General features: G+C 47.8%; 14 protein-coding genes and 2 pseudogenes. 9 read left to right on the forward strand and 7 right to left on the reverse strand.

Translation table 11 applies throughout. The annotated features are described in order from the left end of the window. Positions 1 to 64 precede the first annotated feature (64 nt). Positions 65 to 2,218 (forward strand): AAA family ATPase, encoded by a 2,154-nt coding sequence (locus tag ACOI7Z_RS25850; RefSeq protein WP_137916310.1) that lies wholly within the window; start codon positions 65 to 67, stop codon positions 2,216 to 2,218. Between the two features lie 2 nt (positions 2,219 to 2,220). Further along, positions 2,221 to 3,129, forward strand: coding sequence for an HNH endonuclease (locus tag ACOI7Z_RS25855; protein WP_053071025.1), 909 nt, complete (start codon positions 2,221 to 2,223; stop codon positions 3,127 to 3,129). A 232-nt stretch (positions 3,130 to 3,361) separates the two neighbouring features. On the opposite strand, the gene ACOI7Z_RS25860 is transcribed toward ACOI7Z_RS25855, so the two are convergent. Then, positions 3,362 to 5,161 carry a GmrSD restriction endonuclease domain-containing protein gene (locus ACOI7Z_RS25860; protein ID WP_071696525.1) on the reverse strand — a complete coding sequence of 600 codons (1,800 nt, stop codon included), beginning with the start codon at positions 5,159 to 5,161 and terminating at the stop codon, positions 3,362 to 3,364. A gap of 480 nt (positions 5,162 to 5,641) precedes the next feature. Between ACOI7Z_RS25860 and ACOI7Z_RS25865 the strand changes: the two genes are divergently transcribed. Further along, positions 5,642 to 9,157, forward strand: a complete 3,516-nt coding sequence (locus ACOI7Z_RS25865) for an AAA domain-containing protein (protein ID WP_087849568.1) — start codon at positions 5,642 to 5,644, stop codon at positions 9,155 to 9,157. 192 nt (positions 9,158 to 9,349) lie between these two features. Here ACOI7Z_RS25865 and ACOI7Z_RS25870 read toward each other — a convergent pair whose 3' ends face one another. Genes ACOI7Z_RS25870 through ACOI7Z_RS25880 form a run of 3 tightly spaced genes read right to left on the reverse strand, consistent with a single transcriptional unit; the run spans position 9,350 to position 10,855 of the window. After that, on the reverse strand, positions 9,350 to 9,829 hold the full coding sequence (locus ACOI7Z_RS25870) for an Hcp family type VI secretion system effector (RefSeq protein ID WP_004192264.1): 480 nt from the start codon (positions 9,827 to 9,829) through the stop codon (positions 9,350 to 9,352). 2 nt (positions 9,830 to 9,831) lie between these two features. After that, positions 9,832 to 10,179: a hypothetical protein gene (locus ACOI7Z_RS25875; RefSeq protein ID WP_087849567.1), complete on the reverse strand. Its 348-nt coding sequence runs from the start codon at positions 10,177 to 10,179 to the stop codon at positions 9,832 to 9,834. A gap of 1 nt (position 10,180) precedes the next feature. Beyond that, a complete protein-coding gene (locus tag ACOI7Z_RS25880; RefSeq protein WP_087849566.1) occupies positions 10,181 to 10,855 on the reverse strand; it encodes a hypothetical protein in 675 nt (224 codons plus the stop codon). Between the two features lie 311 nt (positions 10,856 to 11,166). On the opposite strand from ACOI7Z_RS25880, the gene ACOI7Z_RS25885 reads away from it, so the two are divergent. The 3 genes and pseudogenes from ACOI7Z_RS25885 to ACOI7Z_RS25895 all read left to right on the forward strand — a co-directional run. Beyond that, complete coding sequence (locus tag ACOI7Z_RS25885; protein ID WP_240513458.1) at positions 11,167 to 11,553, forward strand: tlde1 domain-containing protein; 387 nt, start codon at positions 11,167 to 11,169, stop codon at positions 11,551 to 11,553. 16 nt (positions 11,554 to 11,569) lie between these two features. Next, on the forward strand, positions 11,570 to 11,836 hold the full coding sequence (locus ACOI7Z_RS25890; protein WP_087849564.1) for a hypothetical protein: 267 nt from the start codon (positions 11,570 to 11,572) through the stop codon (positions 11,834 to 11,836). 1 nt (position 11,837) lies between these two features. Then, a pseudogene (locus tag ACOI7Z_RS25895) lies at positions 11,838 to 11,930 on the forward strand (type VI secretion system tube protein Hcp); the annotation flags it as partial. Positions 11,931 to 11,952: 22 nt separating this feature from the next. Here ACOI7Z_RS25895 and ACOI7Z_RS25900 read toward each other — a convergent pair. Further along, positions 11,953 to 12,822 (reverse strand): phosphorothioated DNA-binding restriction endonuclease, encoded by an 870-nt coding sequence (locus ACOI7Z_RS25900; RefSeq protein ID WP_087849563.1) that lies wholly within the window; start codon positions 12,820 to 12,822, stop codon positions 11,953 to 11,955. Between the two features lie 179 nt (positions 12,823 to 13,001). Between ACOI7Z_RS25900 and ACOI7Z_RS25905 the strand changes: the two genes are divergently transcribed. Beyond that, on the forward strand, positions 13,002 to 13,640 hold the full coding sequence (locus tag ACOI7Z_RS25905) for an HNH endonuclease (RefSeq protein ID WP_087849562.1): 639 nt from the start codon (positions 13,002 to 13,004) through the stop codon (positions 13,638 to 13,640). A gap of 82 nt (positions 13,641 to 13,722) precedes the next feature. On the opposite strand, the gene ACOI7Z_RS25910 is transcribed toward ACOI7Z_RS25905, so the two are convergent. Both ACOI7Z_RS25910 and ACOI7Z_RS25915 read right to left on the reverse strand, forming a co-directional pair. Next, the gene (locus tag ACOI7Z_RS25910; RefSeq protein WP_044525248.1) at positions 13,723 to 15,402 is read right to left on the reverse strand and encodes a glycoside hydrolase family 43 protein; all 1,680 of its coding nucleotides are present in this window, start codon (positions 15,400 to 15,402) and stop codon (positions 13,723 to 13,725) included. Between the two features lie 58 nt (positions 15,403 to 15,460). Next, positions 15,461 to 16,900, reverse strand: coding sequence for an MFS transporter (locus ACOI7Z_RS25915; protein WP_072199169.1), 1,440 nt, complete (start codon positions 16,898 to 16,900; stop codon positions 15,461 to 15,463). Between the two features lie 426 nt (positions 16,901 to 17,326). Here ACOI7Z_RS25915 and xylA point away from each other — a divergent pair, with 426 nt between their 5' ends. After that, positions 17,327 to 18,646 carry a xylose isomerase gene (gene xylA, locus ACOI7Z_RS25920; RefSeq protein WP_087849561.1) on the forward strand — a complete coding sequence of 440 codons (1,320 nt, stop codon included), beginning with the start codon at positions 17,327 to 17,329 and terminating at the stop codon, positions 18,644 to 18,646. 330 nt (positions 18,647 to 18,976) lie between these two features. Then, positions 18,977 to 19,228: pseudogene (locus ACOI7Z_RS25925) on the forward strand (carbohydrate porin); the annotation flags it as partial.

Consider the following 19,228-nt stretch of genomic DNA (forward strand, 5'->3'; position numbering starts at 1 on the left):
CGATTATGCTTAATATTTAAACCATTCGTTATGACGTCACGCCGACCAACTTGCCAGGATTTTCATGAGAAAGATTAAAAGACTCAACGCCGACATCCCAGACGATTTAAAACCGGCTCGTATTGTTCAAGAAGAAAGCGAGTTGAGAAAATATTTTCTCCAGTCACCTAAATTGCGTAGTCACAGCCGTCCTCCCATTAATAAAGAAATTTTTTATTCTGAAAGCGTTTGGTCTGCATTGCAGAAAACCTTCCATAGCCGCTGTGCTTGGTGTGAAACCCATGTTGCGACACATGATGGGGAAATTGTCCATTTTCGCCCTCTCAGTAACGCAAAAGGGCTAAAGGAAGAGGAAAGTCTGGATTCTTACGGTTGGTTGGCATATGTGTGGGACAATCTTTTTTTGTCGTGCTCAGGGTGTAATCGTGTGCGTCGTAATTACTTCCCTGTTGGGTCCGCACGAGCTCCAGTTCTTTCGACGTGGAGAGGTGCAAACATTCTAGAAACGGTATTGTTGATTAATCCCTGTCTGGATGACCCCATTCGGCACCTGTCGCTCAGTCGTGATGGGACACTGGTGGCCTTAACAGATAAGGGGCAGCACACCCTCATGCTTTTTGATCTCAACCGAACTGACCTGATTTTTTCCCGACAAAAACAAATCAATCATGTCCATTCCTTCTTCCCCGGAAGGGAAGGTTCTGTCGATGAATTCCAAAAATTTTATTTAAGTGATGATTGCCCTCAGGGTATAGTAAATTTGATCATAGCTATGTTTATGAAGGAGCATGTTGGGGGGAGACCATGCCGTTCCACAAACAAAGTCGAATCCTTTATCAACGACAGCGTGAAACTTGGGTACTTTGCATTTGATAACAATGCGGATACCCTAGTAGAGATATTTGAGGAAATTGAGCAGCTAAGTTACAGGGATGTTGAATATGACAAATTTGCCAGCATCTTAGATTATGAAAGTCAGGCCTCTCGTCATCTGAAAAAAATCGATATTCATCATTTTAAAGGCCTTGGTCACTTCACCCTGAATCTGAAACACAGTGAGTCAAAATCTCTTGCCCCTTGTATGATGCTACTAGGAGAAAATGCGACAGGCAAAAGTTCAATTCTTCAATCTATTGCACTAGCAATGATGACCGCAGCTCAGCGTAAAAAACTGAACCTGGTCTATGACGACTTTATTGCCCGGGACAATGGTGAGTGGACTGTAGATCATATTCAACCTGCTGAGATTAGTCTTACATTTAATGATGGTACGAGTAGCATGTTTCGTATCGATGAAAATTTCAATGCCATCGGGGAAGGTGTTAGCAACATTGTTTTTCTGGCATATGGGGCAAGACGCTTTGTGAAACCACTTAAGCAAGGAGGCCTAAGAAATAGTATTATAAGCAATACGTTATTCAATCCAGTTGCTCTGTTGTCAAATCCAACCGGATGGTTACAAGAATGTGATGATGACGTGTTTCTGTCAGTTGCTAGGGCAATGAAGGAGATCCTTGCTCTAAAACAGGATGATATCATTTTCCGCAATGACCAAAGACATATCATGGTCCGTGCGCACAAGCGTAACACACCGCTTGAAAATATGAGTGATGGCTACAAGGCTTTGTTTTATGTGGCTATCGACATTATGCGTCATATGCTTAAGCGTTGGGACAACCTGGAATATGCTTCCGGAATTGTCATAATTGATGAAATTGAAACACATCTGCATCCACGGTGGAAAATGCAGGTGGTGAGCGCTTTCCGGCGAGCAATGCCAGGAATCCAGTTCATATTTACGACCCACGACCCTCTATGTTTGCGAGGAATGTTTGATGGTGAAGTGCATGTGTTAAAACGTGATGAAATGCACTCAATCACCGAGGAAGACGATCTGCCTAGGTTTCAGGGATTGAGAACGGAACAACTTCTTACATCTGAGTATTTTGGTCTTCTTACACCTAATGATCCGGATCTTGAACGGAGGCTAGAAGATATTGCCGGACAAGAGGGAGACCATCAGGCGGAATATATTCGTCAGGTAGAACAGGAACTCAGTGAAATGACTGTGCTTGGCACGACTCTGAGCCAGCGTGTAGTCCATGAGGCATTAGCGCGATATTTGATTTCCGTAACGCGAAAGCAGCCTGAAGCCAAAGATATTAAAGAGGATGCCATCAGAGCTATCCTTAACGTCCTGGTTCAAAAAGGTTATTGATCATGATTAAAATTGATCGTTCAGCCGAGCCGGTACCGACCTCACTAACCATGGCGGGTAATGTTGTTGATAATGAACGTACTGCCGCGCAAAGCTATTACACAGCTGTACCAGCTCCGAGTAAAACTTATAAATTTAAGCGATATAAAGAAGATGATATCGTCGAAGCTTTAGAACGCCTTTTTCATGGGAAATGTGCCTATTGTGAGAGTAAATACATTGGCACCCAGAAAATGGATGTTGAGCATTACCGCCCCAAAGGAAAAGTAAATGAAAGTCAGACACACCCAGGCTACTGGTGGCTAGCTCTTGATTGGGATAATTTATTGCCCTCGTGCACAGACTGCAATCGACGTCGCGGACAGAAGATCGCTGTTTTAGAGGCAGATGGAACTATTGTTTTTACCGATACGATGGAAAATGCTGGTAAGGAATGTGCCTTTCCTGTTTCCGGCCCCTACCGGGCGTGGAATAGCCAAGATAACCTCGCCCTTGAAGTCCCTCTATTGATCAACCCCTGCCAACATGATCCTGATGACCATCTTAGTTGGCATATCAGTAATACGAAGGCGCCGATCCTATTGGCAAAATTATTGGGGGCACAGCCGGATCAGAAGGGTGTAAGTAGCATTGAAATCATGGGGTTAAATAGATTTGGACTGGTGAATGAGCGGGCAGCAGTGTTACAACAGATTGAAGTTCAAGTAAAAAATATTTACCAGCTGATAGACATTACAGCGATTATGCCAGCCTGTGAAGCGAGGGATCGCTGCCTAATAAAGATTGGGCAGGATATCGATGAGTTGCATGCCTGCTATAAACCTAACCGGCAGTATGCCTCAATGGTGAAATCCTACATCGAACCGCATATGAAAACGCTAAAGCGATATCTTGTTGGGTTGTTGCCATGATTTAATCGATGTAGCCGTTGTCACTGTAATGATACGCTATCCACATAGCCTCGTTCCCTCAAAAAAAACAGCGTGGCAGTCTACATGCTAGTTGGCAGTCTGCAGACTGCCAACTGACATTTTTCTGAAGACAGTTTGGCTGACTTTTCATGAGGGTAGTGATGCCATCCTTTAACTAGTTTACTGTCGCGAATGGTACTGTAAGCCAAAGACTGAATTGTGCCGAGGTGAATCAGCTTAGGTTCAAAGCCTTACCCATTGCCCTCTCTATCAGTCCAAGTAATTCTTTTTGTCTCTGCTCGTAGAATGCTTCAAAATTGTCAGTGCGTAATGAGTCTACTGGGATGTTATGACTTCTCAAGAGATCATTCATCGCGGCGTCAGCTAGTTGTACTTGGGGATGAGATTGCAACGACGCTAGATAAACCGATGGGGCTGAACCGCCAATCATTCTGTTTGCTTTAAATGAAATCGGTGTTTTGTTAATGATAGAATCATACTTACGTCTTGGTATTCCGTTCTTCTCGCACCAATCTTTCGGGAAAATATGATGGATATCGACTGGAACTTCGTCGGCCTCAAGGCTACGGATTTTCGATTTCCAGAAAAGATCCTGGGCACCATCGCGTAATACTAGAACGTTTATACCCTTATAAGCAGCACTAAGTCTGGATGATAGTGACCCAAGACGATCAATCTGGAAATTGGCATCATTAATTGTTCTTGGAATTTCCCCATTTTTCTCAATCCAGCCGAGTAGTTCTTCAACGTCGTTGGCTATGCGTGTTTCTACCGCGCCACCGTAAAGCTCGCCCAATACACCGCACCAGAACCATCTGGCCAGTTTCTGATGAATTTGTGGTTCTCTCCAACGTTCTTCGTCCTCGCTGCAAAGTAGGGTCATCACAGCTGCTAGGGGGGCAATCTGGGTTCGGTAGGGTAACTCACGTTGAGAGCTAAAACATTCCTGGCGAAGAAACTTAGCTGCGCACTTGAATCCATTTTCTACATCGTCAGCCCAATTTTTGTAAGCTTCTAAGGGAAGTTCGAGAACAGAAGCTCGTTTTGCACTGACTGGGGATACTTGTTTACCTGTTTTTCCTGCAACTATATCGGCTTTACGTTTTTCCAACGTGTGCAGCATGGTGATAGCTTGTAGAAAATCTGTGCTTTCAATACCATTTAAGATCGGTTCTTCGGAAATACGCTGTTTACGCGAGGTAACACATCTGTCATCACTTCCAAACCAATCATCACGAAGATTGTATCCATCAGCTGCATAGCTTGCAGTAACAAGCTCAAATACGGATAGCGGTACGCCACCAGTATTTACTTTTTCGAATACGAGGCATACAGCTTCTTTGGTGGTATCTTTTTTCAGAATAATTAATGGAATTTGATAGTCGTTATAAGCATCCAACACTTGTGTTTTGAATTCAAAGAAATGTGGTACAGCTGCAGCATTATGGTTATAAAGATCTTGTAACCATGTCATTGCTTCGAGGATTTCCGAACATGGGAAATAAAGTTGTTGGCATTCGAGTTCTCGGGTAGAAAGATCAAGATCGACTTTTCGACCAAAATCACTGCGTATTTGACGATTACCATCAGTCGCAATAATAGCTTCATCCAGCCTGTCCGCTCCCGTAAGAGCTGTAGGGATATGGATATAGTAATAGCGATCGATGGGTTTTCCCTTATCGGTCGTTGTTTTCACTGGGCCCTGAAGTTTTAGCACCTGAGTTAATGTTGTTAACCGTTGCTGCCCATCTAAGATTAGTTTTTCTGGGGATGGCAAATCAAAAGAGGGAACATTTTCCACCGGTCTGACCTGAAAACGGACTTCACCTCCTGTTTCCAGAAGCATCACTGCACCTACAGGGAATGAGCGACCAAGACTGACGAGTAGGCTACGGACATGTTCATCATCCCACACCCAACCTCGTTGAAAATCTGGTAACTGAATTTTCCCCTCTATGATCTCTTTGAGAAGGTCTTTAAGGGGAAGTTTAGTGCTATCAAAAGTCGACATCTTCACGTCCTTGCGAGTTAACAATTGTTCGAACTATACAATGATGTTGGATTGTATGCATTGTCGTTGACTGGATTGTATCAAGCTAAGTGAGCGAAGCTTTTCAAAGTAGCACTACTTACCTCAGAATGTAAAAATCCATTACATAACAACAGTTTGTTACGAGTACAAGTTGAAGTATCTCCTTACTAGAAAATTAACTTTGTAGTTGGGTGATCATCGTAACGTAACAAATTTAGGAGGTTACTAGGGCTAACTACATGCCAAAATCTCTTCCTTATTTATTGCATACGGGATAAGGCAAACAGCTTATTAAAAATTGAGAATACCAGATCAATAGCCCTCGATATGTACAGTGATACACCATGTTTAGCGATACAAACAAATACTTGCGATCGTACTCGCATCGTGGACAATGTTTAACCATGAGGATTTTATATCAACGAAATCAATAGTTTTATTTAAGTCACGGGATGGGGAATGGACAGCAATACTCAAGGATTCACTTCATACTGGCGTAATACCTTAGCTGATGCCGAGTCTGGAAAAGGGGCATTTGAGCCCAAAGATGAAGATTCATTCACGCAATGGATAGATGTCGATCAGAGAAGGTTGAGTGAAGAGATCGTGCAATCGTTCTTCAAGGGCGAAGACGAGCAGGTTAAAACCATCGAGGTGTTGTTACGGCCGCAGGTATGGATCCGTCAGTTAAAACATGGCAAAGAGCGGACTGCTGGTGCTCCTAGTATCGTTACACCTTTGGTTACCGCTGCTCTCCTTAACCGCGAAGGCTTTTTATTCCCTACATCGCCTGCCACCATTCCCCGTGACCTGCTTGAACCTCTCCCTAAAGGTACCTTTTCTATTGGTGAGATGGCGGAATATGACAAGTACAAAACCACGCATAATTCAATCACTTTTAGTCCCGGTAATGAGGATGGGCTGCGTGATGAGACTGATGAACAACGAGTGGAACGATATGCTCGTTATCAGCAGTTGTGGCAAAAGTACCTTAAAGACACTGATGAACTTTTAAAAAATGTTGCTGGCAGATGGCTCGCATCACCTGAGCAATATGAACCTGCTGGATATGGCTACATCATTAAAGCCAATCAGTCTGGAGGGGCCAGCATTCATATCCTGCCTATGTACGATCATCTGCTGTCGTGCAAAAAAGAAGTGCCATTACTGGCGTGCTTTGCCTCGGCAGAGAAGTCTCCTGTTGAACCGCTCCTTGCCAGCAATGCCATGTTCTGCGAGCGTCTGGGACATTCTGGTGATAAATTTCCTCTGGCTGTGGCGCAGCGCGATGCCCTTAGCCATTACCTCACTCAACAGCCGGGCGATATTCTTGCCGTGAACGGTCCTCCGGGAACCGGGAAAACTACTCTGGTTCTTTCAATCATTGCTACTGAGTGGGCGAGGGCAGCTTTAAACAAAACTGAACCGCCGGTGGTGATTGCGACATCAACCAACAATCAGGCCGTCACCAACATTATCGAGGCCTTCGGTAAAGATTTTGCTACCGGCACTGGGCCTATGGCCGGGCGTTGGTTACCTGAAGTAAAAAGCTTTGGCGCTTACTTCCCGTCTTCGGGACGGAGAGCCGAGGCGGTAAAAAAATACCAGACGGAAGACTTTTTTAACCGTGTTGAATCCCTTGAATATGTTGAAGATGCCCGGTGCTTCTTCCTTGAAAAGGCAAGGGCAGCTTTTCCTGGTAAGGAATGTCATTCACCTGAACAGGTTGTGGATCTCTTGCATCAGCGTTTGGTTGAAATCTCTGCAGAGCTTGAGCAAATCGAGCCTGCGTGGGATGACCTCAACGCAATTCGTCAGGAGCGGCATGCCATCAGTGACGATCTCGAACAGTATATTCAGGATAAGAGAACGTTACTGCTCAATAGCACAAATGAAATCTCGCTATTAACGCAAGGCAAAAAACAGTGGGAGCAATATCGAGCCGGTGAGTCGATCATGTTCACTCTCTTCTCCTGGCTTCCCGCCGTTCGTATTAAGCGTCACTATCAAATGAAGCTGTTTTTGGAGGCTACGTTTGGCGAAAGAATGACAGCATTCCAGGGATCTCAGCCTGATGGAATTGATGCCTTTATCGATGGATTGATTGAGCAAGCTCATAAAGTACAGGCCGGGTACCAACAGCAAATTGATCACGCTGAGGACATTTCCCGACGTGAAAGTGAAGCCGTCATCCATTGGTGCGAGATAACCCATTCGCTGGGTTATGCAGGCGAGACGGAGCTGAATCTGAGCGAAGCCGATGAGCTTGCCGATACACAGCTCCGTTTCCCGGCGTTTTTGCTGGCGACGCATTACTGGGAAGGTCGGTGGCTGATGGATATGGCTGCTATCGAGGACCTTCAAAAAGAAAAAGGTCTCAAAGGGGCGAAGGCAATTAAAGCCCGCTGGCTGCGTAGAATGAAGCTCACCCCTTGTGTCGTCATGACCTGCTTTATGCTTCCTCACCATATGCTTATCAGAGAACATGTTGGTGGCAAGAAATTTGATGATGGTTATTTATATAACTTCGCCGATTTGTTGATCGTCGATGAAGCGGGGCAGGTGCTTCCTGAGGTTGCTGCAGCTTCTTTCGCACTGGCGAAGAAAGCTCTGGTAATTGGCGACACAGAACAGATTGCGCCTATCTGGAACAGCCTGCCTTGTATTGATATTGGCAATATGGTTGAGGAGCATATCCTTCCAGAAGGTTCTCAGGAAGAACTGACTGAAGCTTATGCTTTGGTTTGTGAATCAGGAAAAAGCGCTACATCCGGCAGCGTTATGAAGGTTGCACAGTTTAACTCGCGCTACCAGTACGATCCGGATCTGGCGCGGGGGATGTATCTGTACGAACACCGTCGCTGCTTCGATAACATCATTGGCTACTGTAACACCCTTAGTTATCACGGTAAGTTGCAGCCCAAACGAGGGGAAGGAAAAGAGACAATATTTCCTGCAATGGGCTATCTGCATATAGATGGTAAGGGTATGCAGGCCAATGGTGGAAGTCGTTATAACGACTTTGAAGCGAAGACGATTGCTGCATGGCTTGCAGCGCACAAAGAAGAGATTGAGCATCACTACAATAAACCGTTACATGAATTAGTCGGCATTGTGACCCCATTTTCGGCGCAGGTCAGTGCGATTAAATCGTCATTACGTAAGCTGGATATCAATTGTAGTGGCGATGAAAATTCGCTGACAGTGGGCACGGTTCATTCATTGCAGGGGGCGGAACGGGCAATTGTGCTGTTCTCTCCTGTGTATTCGAAACATGAAGATGGCGGATTTATTGATAGAGACAGCAGCATGCTGAACGTTGCCGTTTCACGTGCTAAAGATAGCTTTTTGGTCTTTGGCGATATGGACCTGTTTGAGATTCAGCCCGCTTCCTCGCCGAGAGGGTTGCTTTCAAAATACCTGTTTGCATCCGATAATAATGCACTGCAGTTTGAGTATAAAGAACGCCAGGACCTTAATACAGCGCAAACACAGATCTCTGCCTTGCACGGTGTTGAGCAGCATGATGTGTTCCTGAACCAGACTTTTGACGCTATTGGTAAAAGTATTACTATTGTTTCCCCTTGGCTGACCTGGGAAAAATTGGAACAAACCGGTTTTCTTACATCAATGATCCAGGCTCGTGCTCGTGGTATCGACATTACTGTTGTAACGGATAAAAGCTTTAATACCCAAGACGTCAGTTATGAAAAGCGCAAAGCAAAACAGCAGCGCCTTAATGATGCAGTGGAAAAACTAAATGCGCTGGGCATTGAGACTATGTTGGTAAACCGTGTTCACAGTAAAATCGTGATTGGTGATGAAGGGCTGCTGTGCATAGGATCGTTCAACTGGTTTAGCGCTACGCGTGATGAGAAGTACAAACGATACGATACGTCGATGGTATACCGTGGCGAAAGCTTACAAGCGGAAATTAAAACGATTTATTCCAGCCTGGAGCAGCGGAAGTTATAGGGGGCTTAAAGCAATGCAGGTATCGAATGTGTTGAATTAATTTAGCACTACTCAAGGAGGTATAGCTTCAAGATGCTATGCCTCCAAACCATGCGGTTGCATTTGGATGACGTGTTTGGCAATGATGGTTTAAATCATCAGTTAAACTTAGAAAAGGCCACTTTTTTGGATGGCCTTTAGTCTAAGGGGAGTTTATGCTGTTGCCCGATGATTCCAGGAATCTTTGTAAATGATATTCCCATCGCAATGTTTCCAGGTGATGGCCTCATACCTTAACTGAATCGTCTCGCTGTGTGTACCTGTACCAGAATCAGGAAATAAGTTGGGGGTAATTCCGGTTACTTTTACATTTTCTAAAATAATATTAAAGTATTCGCTTTCAACACCTGCATCAAGGATCTGATACATCTTTATGGTTGCCGACTTTAATGTTTGGTTCTCACTCAACGCTTTGTATAAAAGGGGCGTTGTTTTATCAAAATCTTTCTGTACCGTAATAGGCGTATGTACTCTGGTTCCTGTTAATCTCCCGGTGTTTCCATCCACAGGAATGGATAGGTGGTGCGTTACCGCTTTTAATTCAATAGCGCCAATACGCCCTGTAACGAGAGAACTACCCGTTATAGGGGAGCCGTTTGTATCGGTTAGCCAAAGATATGCTGGATTTGACATGATTATTCCTTATCTCTATTTATAAATGAAGGTAAACAAAACATTATAATGACCCACAAAAACAGACCAATAATCTTAACAGGCCACGGGTTAAGTAAGGCTGTGCAAACAATAGAGCCTATAATTAGTAGCGGGCCTGATAGTAAATTAAAAATACCGCTTAATATACCTATCTTTGTGCCCAGGTATCTATTCAATACAATGGCAATAATATAAGCGCTGCCGATTGTAATCATCACTGCGATTATTTTATTGCGCCAGTTATTAAACTCAGTCAGGCAAGTAAAGCATGCAGTGACAATATAGGTGCAGAGAACTATATCGACGAGGGGTGCAATAATTTTTTTCATATCACCCAGCCTTAGTATTCATATTTAAATGTTCTTCCACTCTTTTCATAATCTTGTCGAACACGGGGCTGCCCTCGGTGTATCCTGCATGGATGGCATCAACAAAAGGTTGTACCGCATCGGCAAATAAGAAATACAGCAGATCATAATCGCGGGGCCTTAATAACGTGTACACCTCGGGTGCTTCATTCCTGAGACTATCAGAGGTCCTGATGGAACGCTCTGCCATTCCACCAAACAAGAGGATAGTACTTAAAAAGGCTATTGGATTCCCTTTTCCCTTAAATACTACGTAAGTAAATGATGTTTTTTCTATAACGGCTTTAGCGATGTTCGATGCGATAATATTCGTAGAGATTCTACCCACGATAGAGGTAACTACACTTCTGTATATTCTATCTTGTTCTGATTCGGATAGGTATTTATTGAACAATTGGAAGATTAATTTAACTGCATTAACGATATTTTCATAGTTAATGATGTCATGTCTTATCGCGGTCATCATACGGATTCTTTCTGTTTCACGTTCATATCTTGTATCCGTATCAAAGATACCGTAAATCAGATAACCATAATCTAAAGGAACAGATAATCCACCATTGATAAGCCCTGTAACTGTATCAGGAGAGATAATGATGTCATATATCTTCCGAGCTATCCCTTCTATGTCTGCCATATAGCTATCCTATGTTTAAATAAACGACTGAAGATTTACATCACTTTTGCAAGAAATAACCGACGATAATTTACAAGAGAATAAATAACTTGATAAGTGTTACCATAATCTAATTGTTACAAATTGTATTGCGTGAGATGTATTAATTCAAAAAATAATAAAGCGCATATAAGTATTCGATTAGTGATTGGATACTCGGAAATTTGAATGTTAAAATTATTAATTTATATGCATTTGCGCGGACTTGTTCATGGTTGAATCAGGTTTATGACTCGTGAACAGGCGGTTTATGTGAACACATCGACAGCATCATGTTGTGCCGTCGCTATCCTTCACGAGTAAACATCGACGAATTCATCAGAGTGATATCCGCTTCCGGCGTGAGGACGCGTGCTATAGCCAATTCTTTGAAAATAAATAAAAGCAGGGCTAACACCAATCGTTTCATCACATCATTATGCGAACTACGGCGGGTGAATAGCGATTGGTTTGCATTATGGCGTGACGACCGCGGAATTGACGATGAGACGTGGGTAGAGGGCGTGAAACGTGGTAACTTCCGTTTGCATCCGGGGGCGGTTGTCGAGGGTTGTATTACTATCGCCCATAATTCTGATTTTGCCATGATCCGGAATGCGCTTACGAAAACATCACTGGGTCATGTTCCCTGCATGCGTTCCCCGCTGGTTCGCGGTTAGGGGGAGATTGTTGCCAGTGGCTGTAACATCTCTTGCCCATAATATAAGTAAAATTATTTATATTATATTGCTGTTTTTGGTTCTGGGTCTTGCACTTCCAAGGCCGGAAAACTATCTCGATTATGATATCGCAAGGGATGTTTGCCACTTCTTGTTCGGGAGTGTGAACGCCGATACGATGTATGACACTTTCTTTTATATATTGCTGGTAATAGTGATATTCCTTTCAGCTGTACTCTACATTATTACATTGCAGTTAATTTCAACGATGAGGAGCAAATGAGATGCCAATTCCTCCGTATATGTATCTTAAAGACGATGGTGGCGCAGACATTAAAGGGTCCGTTGATGTTCAGGAGCGAGAAGGTAGCATCGAAACCCGCTTATCACCATCCCCCCTCACCCCCTGAACACCTCCCGCCGGTGCCACGCCACAAACCCTTCCTGGGGATAGCATGCTTTCCCCTGCGGCAAGGTAATCGGCTTACCATTAAAATCCCAGAACAGCCTGCCAACGATGCCTCCGCCGTTCACCGCCGGCGAAACCTGGATGCGCATATCCTCATCCAGACCAATGGATCCTTTATCAAAAGCCTTATGGTGAATCGCGCAGAGCGCCAGGCCGTTAGGGATTTCGCAGGGGCCGCCGTGCTGCTTCCATTTGATATGGGCCGCTTCCAGGGCGACGGAGGTATTATCATGGCGCATATTGAAGCCGCAGATCGCGCACTCATAGTTATAGGCGCGCAGCACCTGCTGGCGAAAATGCGGGTCGCGTTCTTTACGGATCTGCTGCAGATCAAACCCCATCTCTTCAGCCAGTTCTTCCTGAATACTCTCCGGGAAATGCGCTTCGAGGATCTGATGGGCGAGGGTATTGATCAGCTTCTTATTTCTGTTGAGTAGCGCAAAATGCGGCTCATCGAAGCCGCCGGCGACGTGACAGAGCTCCAGCTCTTTGCCGGGCGGCTGTCGGCTGCCCTGGGTTGAGCACTGTTCGCTGTTGTGCAACTCCCAGAAGCCGTCGCCTTTCAGGCGCCAGAAGGGCATGTCCGGCCGGTACTGGCGGCGTTGCGGGCCAAAGCGTTCCAGCAGGCTATGCAGCTCATCGCGTATCTCCGAGGCGTAGTCGAACATCCGCGCATGGCCGCGCTGGTACTGTGAGAGGACGTACAGCAGCAGTAGTGGCTTATGCGGCGCACGCTGTTCGCCTTTGCGCCAGATGGTGATGTTCTCGATCGCGTGTTGCAGGGTCGTGCTGGAGGGCATAGCGTTACATTGGCAGCTAAATAAATGCGATGATGCTCGCAAAATCCTTGCCGATCAACCTACCAGATGCGGCGATTCTACGTGGATCGCGATTTAATTATCACTGCCAGTTATTTGTTCGAAAAGCCCATAGCTTTCTATTTATACTCAAGCTTCGCGCCATCAGATAGCTATGTCTTATGAAAAAACTACCGGACCATTTATCCAGGGAATGCATCATCGCCGCCATTCGCGCTTACGATGCAGGCGTTGCGCATCAGTTTAAAAGCGCGCGTCTGTATGAGATCGAGTTTGAGGGGCGTCGGTATCCTTCAAAAGCCATCGTCGGGTTAGCGGCCACGCTTGCGACGGGGACGGAATTTACCCCGGCGGATTTCAGCGGAGGGATTAAATCCAAATGCGTGCGTCTGTTACTGGAGCAAGGATTTACGATCGCGTCGCAGGGCGCTGGCGATGACGAGGTTGCGCTTTTCCCCGATGAGGGGCAGACGACCATGGAGTACGTGGAAGGGGCGGCGATACAGGTAGTGGTCAATCGCTATGAGCGCGACCGTCAGGCTCGTCAGGCGGCGCTTCGCCTGCATGGCTGCCAGTGTCAGGTATGCGGTCTGGATATGGCCAGCCGCTATGGCGATATCGGCCAGGGTTTTATCCATATCCACCATCTCATCCCGCTGGCCGGGATCAAGCAGGACTACCGTCTGAACCCTGAAACCGATCTGATCCCGGTATGTCCCAACTGCCATGCGATGCTGCACCGGCGAGATCCTCCGTTTACTCCAGAAGAGCTGAAGGCCCGGCTGCGCCCCACAGACTGATATCCGACAGCGCTCGCTTTACGTTCATCAAACACACCACAAACCCCACGCTACCTTACCGGTAGCGTGGGCCCATTCTCTTTTACTTATCCCGCGTCTCGCCAGCCTCCCAGCTGTAGCTGCCATCGGCCGCTAAGCTATCGCCCAGCTCCTGATACTCGAACTGATAAAACTCAGCCTGGGTACCGTACCCGGCGTAGTCTACCGCCGCCAGGCCGACGAACGCCCCGGTAAAGAACCCGCCGTAGCTCTGCAACACATAGTCATCGGACAGCACCGCGGCATCCAGCTGGACCGGGATCTCGGTGAACGTCACGCCATCGAAGCTGTATTCATAGCTGTAGGTCTGCTTGCGGACTTTGGTCCGGAACCAGACGTATTCGACGCCGTCCGGCACCTTGATGGCGTTATCTTTCAGGTACGACGTGTATTTCCCGCGGTTATTTTCGCCGACTTCGATGACCTTGCCGTTAATTTCATTCCAGGTCAGGAAGACGAAGCTCCAGTGGCGGTCGTTATAGTAATTCGTTAACCCGGCCATCTGCTGGTAGCTGAAGGGCTCGAATTTCACCTTCACTGCAGCATCAAAATAGAAGGCCTGCCAGCGGCGGGCAATCAGCGACAGGTCATGGGTATTGGCTAACGAACCCTGGCCGATTAAGGTTAACTTGCCGTTGCCGGTGGTGCCCATTTTGGCCGTAAACGGCACCCGCAGGGTATTCCAGTTCGGATCGAGCGCTGGCGACGTAAAGTCATCCTGCTGGCTATTATCGCTGGCGCTTTCGGTGAAGATGGCGTCTTTCGGCCCTTCGACGAAGGTTTTCCCGCCGTGACCGCCTTCAATACGCGGCCAGCCCTCGTCGTCCCAGTACACTTTCTGGATCGCGGTTTCCCGGCCGAGGGTTGACCAGCCGCGCGGGTCGTAGATGGATTCCCCCGGGCGATTCCACGGCCTGGCGCAGAGCGAGGCGTAATACCATTCGCCTTCCGGGGTGGAGACCAGCGCGCCATGGCCCTGTTTCTGGATGTAGCTGTCCGGGGTATCGACGTTGGTTAAGAACACGTCGCCCGGTTCGGTTTCGAAGCTGTCGGCCTCGAGGGTTTTCGACCGCGCCACCACCTCCTGGTGGGTAAACACGGTGCCGCCCTGGGCGGCAAACAGGTAGTAGTAGCCGTTCAGTTTATAGAGGTGCGGCCCCTCGACCAGCGCCACGGCGGTGCCGCGGTAGATGGTGCGCGCGGTTTCCGGCATTAACTTCAGCGTGTTGGTATCCAGCTCCGTTAAGGTAATGCCATCGAAGGGGTGATGGTACTCCCGGTGATCCCAGGTTTGCTGGACGATATATTTCCGGCCATCGTCGTCATGGAACAGCGAGGCGTCAAACCCGACGCCGTTCAGCTTGATCGGGTCGCTCCACGGCCCCCGAATATCCTTCGCGGTGGTCAGGTAGTTGGTCATGTCTTTGAAGGCGCCTTCGGTGACCTTCACATCGGTATACACCAACCAGAATTGCCCGTCGGCCCAGGAGAGCGCCGGCGCCCAAATGCCGCCGGAGGAGGGGTTGCCCTTCATGTCCAGCAGGGTGGTGGTGGAGAGCGGCGAAGGCAGCAGGTTCCAGTTTTTCAGGTCTTTCGACTCATGTAAACGCACGCCCGGGAACCACTCAAACGTCGAGTTGGCAATATAGTACGTATCCTCGACACGAATAATACTGGGGTCGGCATTAAAGCCGCGTAATATCGGGTTTTGAATAAGTGACATTTCATTACACCTTTTAAAATGGAAAGTGACGAATCGGTCTGATTTATAATTTTTTTAACTACACGCGGATCTCATCCAGCTGACGGTTGATGTCGGTAACATGTTTATCGGAGATCGGATAAACCTGGATAATCACCATCGAAATAGCGGCCAGCGCGATCGGGATCCACACCGCGGTCATAATGATCCCGTCGATGGCGCTGGCGCTCTGCACGGCGCCGCTTTCATTAAAGCCATACACCGCCAGCAGCCACAGCGGGATCGCGCCGCCGATGGTGAAGCCGATCTTGAAGAAGAGTCCCATAATGGCATTGATAATGGCGGCATTGCGTTTGCCAGATTTTAATTCGCCGTACGCGATGACTTCCGGTACCAGCGCCCACATAAAGCCGGTGGCGGAGGTTAAGCCCCACTGTTTAATAAAGGTGGCGATGTAGGCCAGCCACAGCGCGTCGTGCATCCCTTCGCGGGACCAGACGTAGGTCAGCAGTTCGCCGACGATGAACATGGCGAGGAACAGATGGAAGAAGCCTTTTTTACCAAAGATTTTTTTCAGTTTCGGCCAGAAAATCGGGAAGGCGATGCCGGGAATAGACGCGACGAGACCCACCGCGCCCATCCATTCGGAGTGGCCGACGACGTACTGGTTGAAGAAGCCGTTAACGGTGTTCATGAAGAACATGAAGGTAAAGGCCAGCATAAAGAACATGCCCAGAATAACCAGCGGGCGGTTATGTCGGAGCTCGTGGAAAAGGTCGGTGGTTTTGACGTTGGCGGTCTGCTCGGCGGTCGCGACAACGCGTTCTTTGGTGAATTTATAACAGATAAACAGAGCCACCGCGCCGATGATCATATAGATGGCGTACACGCCAAACCAGGCGTAATTTGCCGACGGATCGGCATAATTCCCCAGATTCAGCTCAAGGCCAAAAAAGCCGGTGTCTTTCAGGCTGCGATCTTTCGGCGCCGCCATCTGCACAAACATCGGGAACAGGGTATAGACCAGCAGGTTGGCGCTGTTGGCCAGCATCATGCGGGTACTGGTGAGCTTATCGATCGATTCCGGGTCGCGGGTCAGCGACGCATTCAGCGAGCCATAGGGAATATTGACTAAGGAATAAACCAGGTCCAGCGCCAGATAAATAATAAAGGCAAAAGCCACCGAACCTTTCACTCCGGGGATGGGCGCGAACAGTAATGCCGAGAGGATCACCAGCGGTACGCCGGCTCGTAACAGCCACGGACGATATTTCCCTGCTTTCGAGGTTCGTTTATCCACGTAGGTGCCGACCATCGGATCCCAAAACACGTTAATTATGCGGACAAAAAGAAAAATAAAGCCTGCCGTTGCCGTGCTGATGGTATTTACCGTCAGCATATGCAAAGCCAGAAAACCCCCAATTGTGCCGAAAACCAGGTTTTGCGCAAAGTCGCCCATGCCATAACCAATTCGTTCTCCACGGGTTAATTTATGATATTCATCATGCCGACTGTGCATTATGTTTTTACTCATTCTAAGCAGACTCCGGTTTGTTTTGTGTAGGTGAAACACTTTCTGACACAGTTGACATGGAAGAATCTATTACGTTTTTAAATTAAGTAATTATGTTTTTTTACTTCTGTGATCCTCGAAGCAAAGGCCTGTATCACCTGCGTTGAGCCGCCATCCGCCGCTAATTTTTTGGCAGACAGGCAATGTGACAAAACCGGCATTTTAATTCGCTATGTCCACCTGAATTCCCCAGGAAGTGTACTCTATACGCGCGCGAATCGAGATATTTAAAATAGTTTTATTTGCGAGATGGCTCACATTTGAGCATTTTCTCAATCGCTGAGTGAAATAACGTAATTGAGCAACCGACGATGAGAATACACGATGTATCACAGTTGTTAATTTTCGGCTTCCTCAATTTCGGAGTTCATCATGCAAACTTATTTTGACCAGCTCGAACGCGTTCTTTTTGCCGGACCTAAAACCGATAATCCTCTGGCGTTTCGCCACTATAATCCGGATGAAATCGTGCTGGGAAAACGCATGGCAGATCATCTGCGTTTTGCCGCCTGTTATTGGCATAACTTCTGCTGGAATGGCGCAGATATGTTTGGCGCCGGCTCGTTTGAGCGTCCCTGGCAGGCCGCGGGCGATGCGCTGGAAATGGCCAAACGCAAAGCGGACGTGGCGTTTGAATTTTTCTACAAGCTCAACGTGCCGTATTACTGCTTCCACGATGTCGACGTCTCGCCAGAAGGCGCGTCGCTGAAAGAGTATTTGCATAATTTTGCCGTGATGACCGAGGTGCTGGCGGAGAAACAGCAGCAAACCGGCGTGAAACTGCTGTGGGGCACCGCCAACTGCTTTACCCACCCGCGCTACGGCGCCGGGGCGGCGACCAACCCCGATCCGGAGGTGTTTGCCTGGGCGGCCACGCAGGTGGTGACCGCCATGAACGCCACCCACCAGCTCGGCGGCGAAAACTATGTTCTGTGGGGCGGCCGCGAAGGTTACGAGTCCCTGCTGAATACCGACCTGCGTCAGGAGCGCGAGCAGATTGGCCGCTTCCTGCAGATGGTGGTGGAGCACAAGCATAAGATTGGCTTTGGCGGCACGCTGCTTATCGAGCCGAAACCGCAGGAGCCCACCAAGCATCAGTACGATTACGATGTCGCGACAGTGTATGGCTTCCTGAAGCAGTTTGGTCTGGAAAATGAGATCAAGGTGAACATTGAAGCCAACCACGCCACCCTGGCGGGGCACTCTTTCCACCATGAAATCGCCAGCGCCATCGCGCTGGGGATCTTCGGCTCCGTTGATGCCAACCGCGGCGATGCGCAGCTCGGCTGGGATACCGATCAGTTCCCGAACAGCGTGGAAGAAAATACCCTGGTGATGTACGAGATCCTCAAAGCCGGGGGATTCACCACCGGCGGCCTGAACTTTGACGCCAAAGTTCGCCGGCAGAGCACCGACAAATACGACATGTTCTATGGCCATATTGGCGCCATGGACGTGATGGCGCTGTCCCTCAAGCTGGCCGCGCGGATGATTGAGGATGGCAAGCTCGATCGGGGTCTGGCAAAACGCTATGCCGGCTGGCAGGGCGAACTGGGGCAGCAAATTATGGCCGGCCGTATGTCGCTGGATAATATTGCCCGGTACGCTGAGCAGCATAATCTGAATCCGCAGCATCACAGCGGGCGTCAGGAATTACTCGAAAATCTCGTCAATACCTATATCTTTGGTTAAATTTGGCTGACATGCCCCTGCGGGGGCATGTATTCCGCCGTCTGCCCGCTGCCGGGAAATAGCGTTTATTTGTTCGTGTTGTATTTATGCTGTCTGTGCCGAAAGGCTATCTGTTTGACTGTCTATAGAGGAACAATCCGCCGCGCGGATGGTTCTGCCATTGTGCCACCTGTTTAATATCAGTGAGGGAGGGCGACTAGCGATAATTGTGTAATACCTCTGTGACCGTACAAAATAAAAAATAACTTGTTCTGATGATAGCGACATATTCTGTCAGCTCAGAATAGGCTGGTTATTGTCTGAATAAAATTAACCTATATTGAGAAACTCATGACAATGATAAAAAAACTTCCATTAACCATGGCGGTTATCGCCGCTTTTTTTCCGCTTACCTCTGTAATGGCGCAAGAATTTACTCAGGAACAGATCGACGCCATCGTCGCCAAAGCCGTTGATAAAGCGCTGGCCGACCGCCAGGCGAAAATCGACGCCGCGGCCGACAAAAAGGTCGACGTCATTACCAACCCGCAGACCACCGCCGCCTCGCCGGATATGGCCATTCCGTTCGGCCTCAAGTTCAGC

Source organism: Klebsiella sp. C283 (assembly GCF_048822555.1).
GTDB lineage: Bacteria > Pseudomonadota > Gammaproteobacteria > Enterobacterales > Enterobacteriaceae > Klebsiella > Klebsiella quasipneumoniae.

Excerpts from the sequence above, each read along its gene's own strand:
- ACOI7Z_RS25850 (WP_137916310.1), top strand. The coding sequence starts at position 65 with ATGAGAAAGATTAAAAGACTCAACGCCGACATCCCAGACGATTTAAAA.
- ACOI7Z_RS25855 (WP_053071025.1), top strand. The coding sequence starts at position 2,221 with ATGATTAAAATTGATCGTTCAGCCGAGCCGGTACCGACCTCACTAACC.
- ACOI7Z_RS25860 (WP_071696525.1), bottom strand. The coding sequence starts at position 5,161 with ATGTCGACTTTTGATAGCACTAAACTTCCCCTTAAAGACCTTCTCAAA.
- ACOI7Z_RS25865 (WP_087849568.1), top strand. The coding sequence starts at position 5,642 with ATGGACAGCAATACTCAAGGATTCACTTCATACTGGCGTAATACCTTA.
- ACOI7Z_RS25870 (WP_004192264.1), bottom strand. The coding sequence starts at position 9,829 with ATGTCAAATCCAGCATATCTTTGGCTAACCGATACAAACGGCTCCCCT.
- ACOI7Z_RS25875 (WP_087849567.1), bottom strand. The coding sequence starts at position 10,179 with ATGAAAAAAATTATTGCACCCCTCGTCGATATAGTTCTCTGCACCTAT.
- ACOI7Z_RS25880 (WP_087849566.1), bottom strand. The coding sequence starts at position 10,855 with ATGGCAGACATAGAAGGGATAGCTCGGAAGATATATGACATCATTATC.
- ACOI7Z_RS25885 (WP_240513458.1), top strand. The coding sequence starts at position 11,167 with ATGTTGTGCCGTCGCTATCCTTCACGAGTAAACATCGACGAATTCATC.
- ACOI7Z_RS25900 (WP_087849563.1), bottom strand. The coding sequence starts at position 12,822 with ATGCCCTCCAGCACGACCCTGCAACACGCGATCGAGAACATCACCATC.
- ACOI7Z_RS25905 (WP_087849562.1), top strand. The coding sequence starts at position 13,002 with ATGAAAAAACTACCGGACCATTTATCCAGGGAATGCATCATCGCCGCC.
- ACOI7Z_RS25910 (WP_044525248.1), bottom strand. The coding sequence starts at position 15,402 with ATGTCACTTATTCAAAACCCGATATTACGCGGCTTTAATGCCGACCCC.
- ACOI7Z_RS25915 (WP_072199169.1), bottom strand. The coding sequence starts at position 16,900 with ATGCACAGTCGGCATGATGAATATCATAAATTAACCCGTGGAGAACGA.
- xylA (WP_087849561.1), top strand. The coding sequence starts at position 17,327 with ATGCAAACTTATTTTGACCAGCTCGAACGCGTTCTTTTTGCCGGACCT.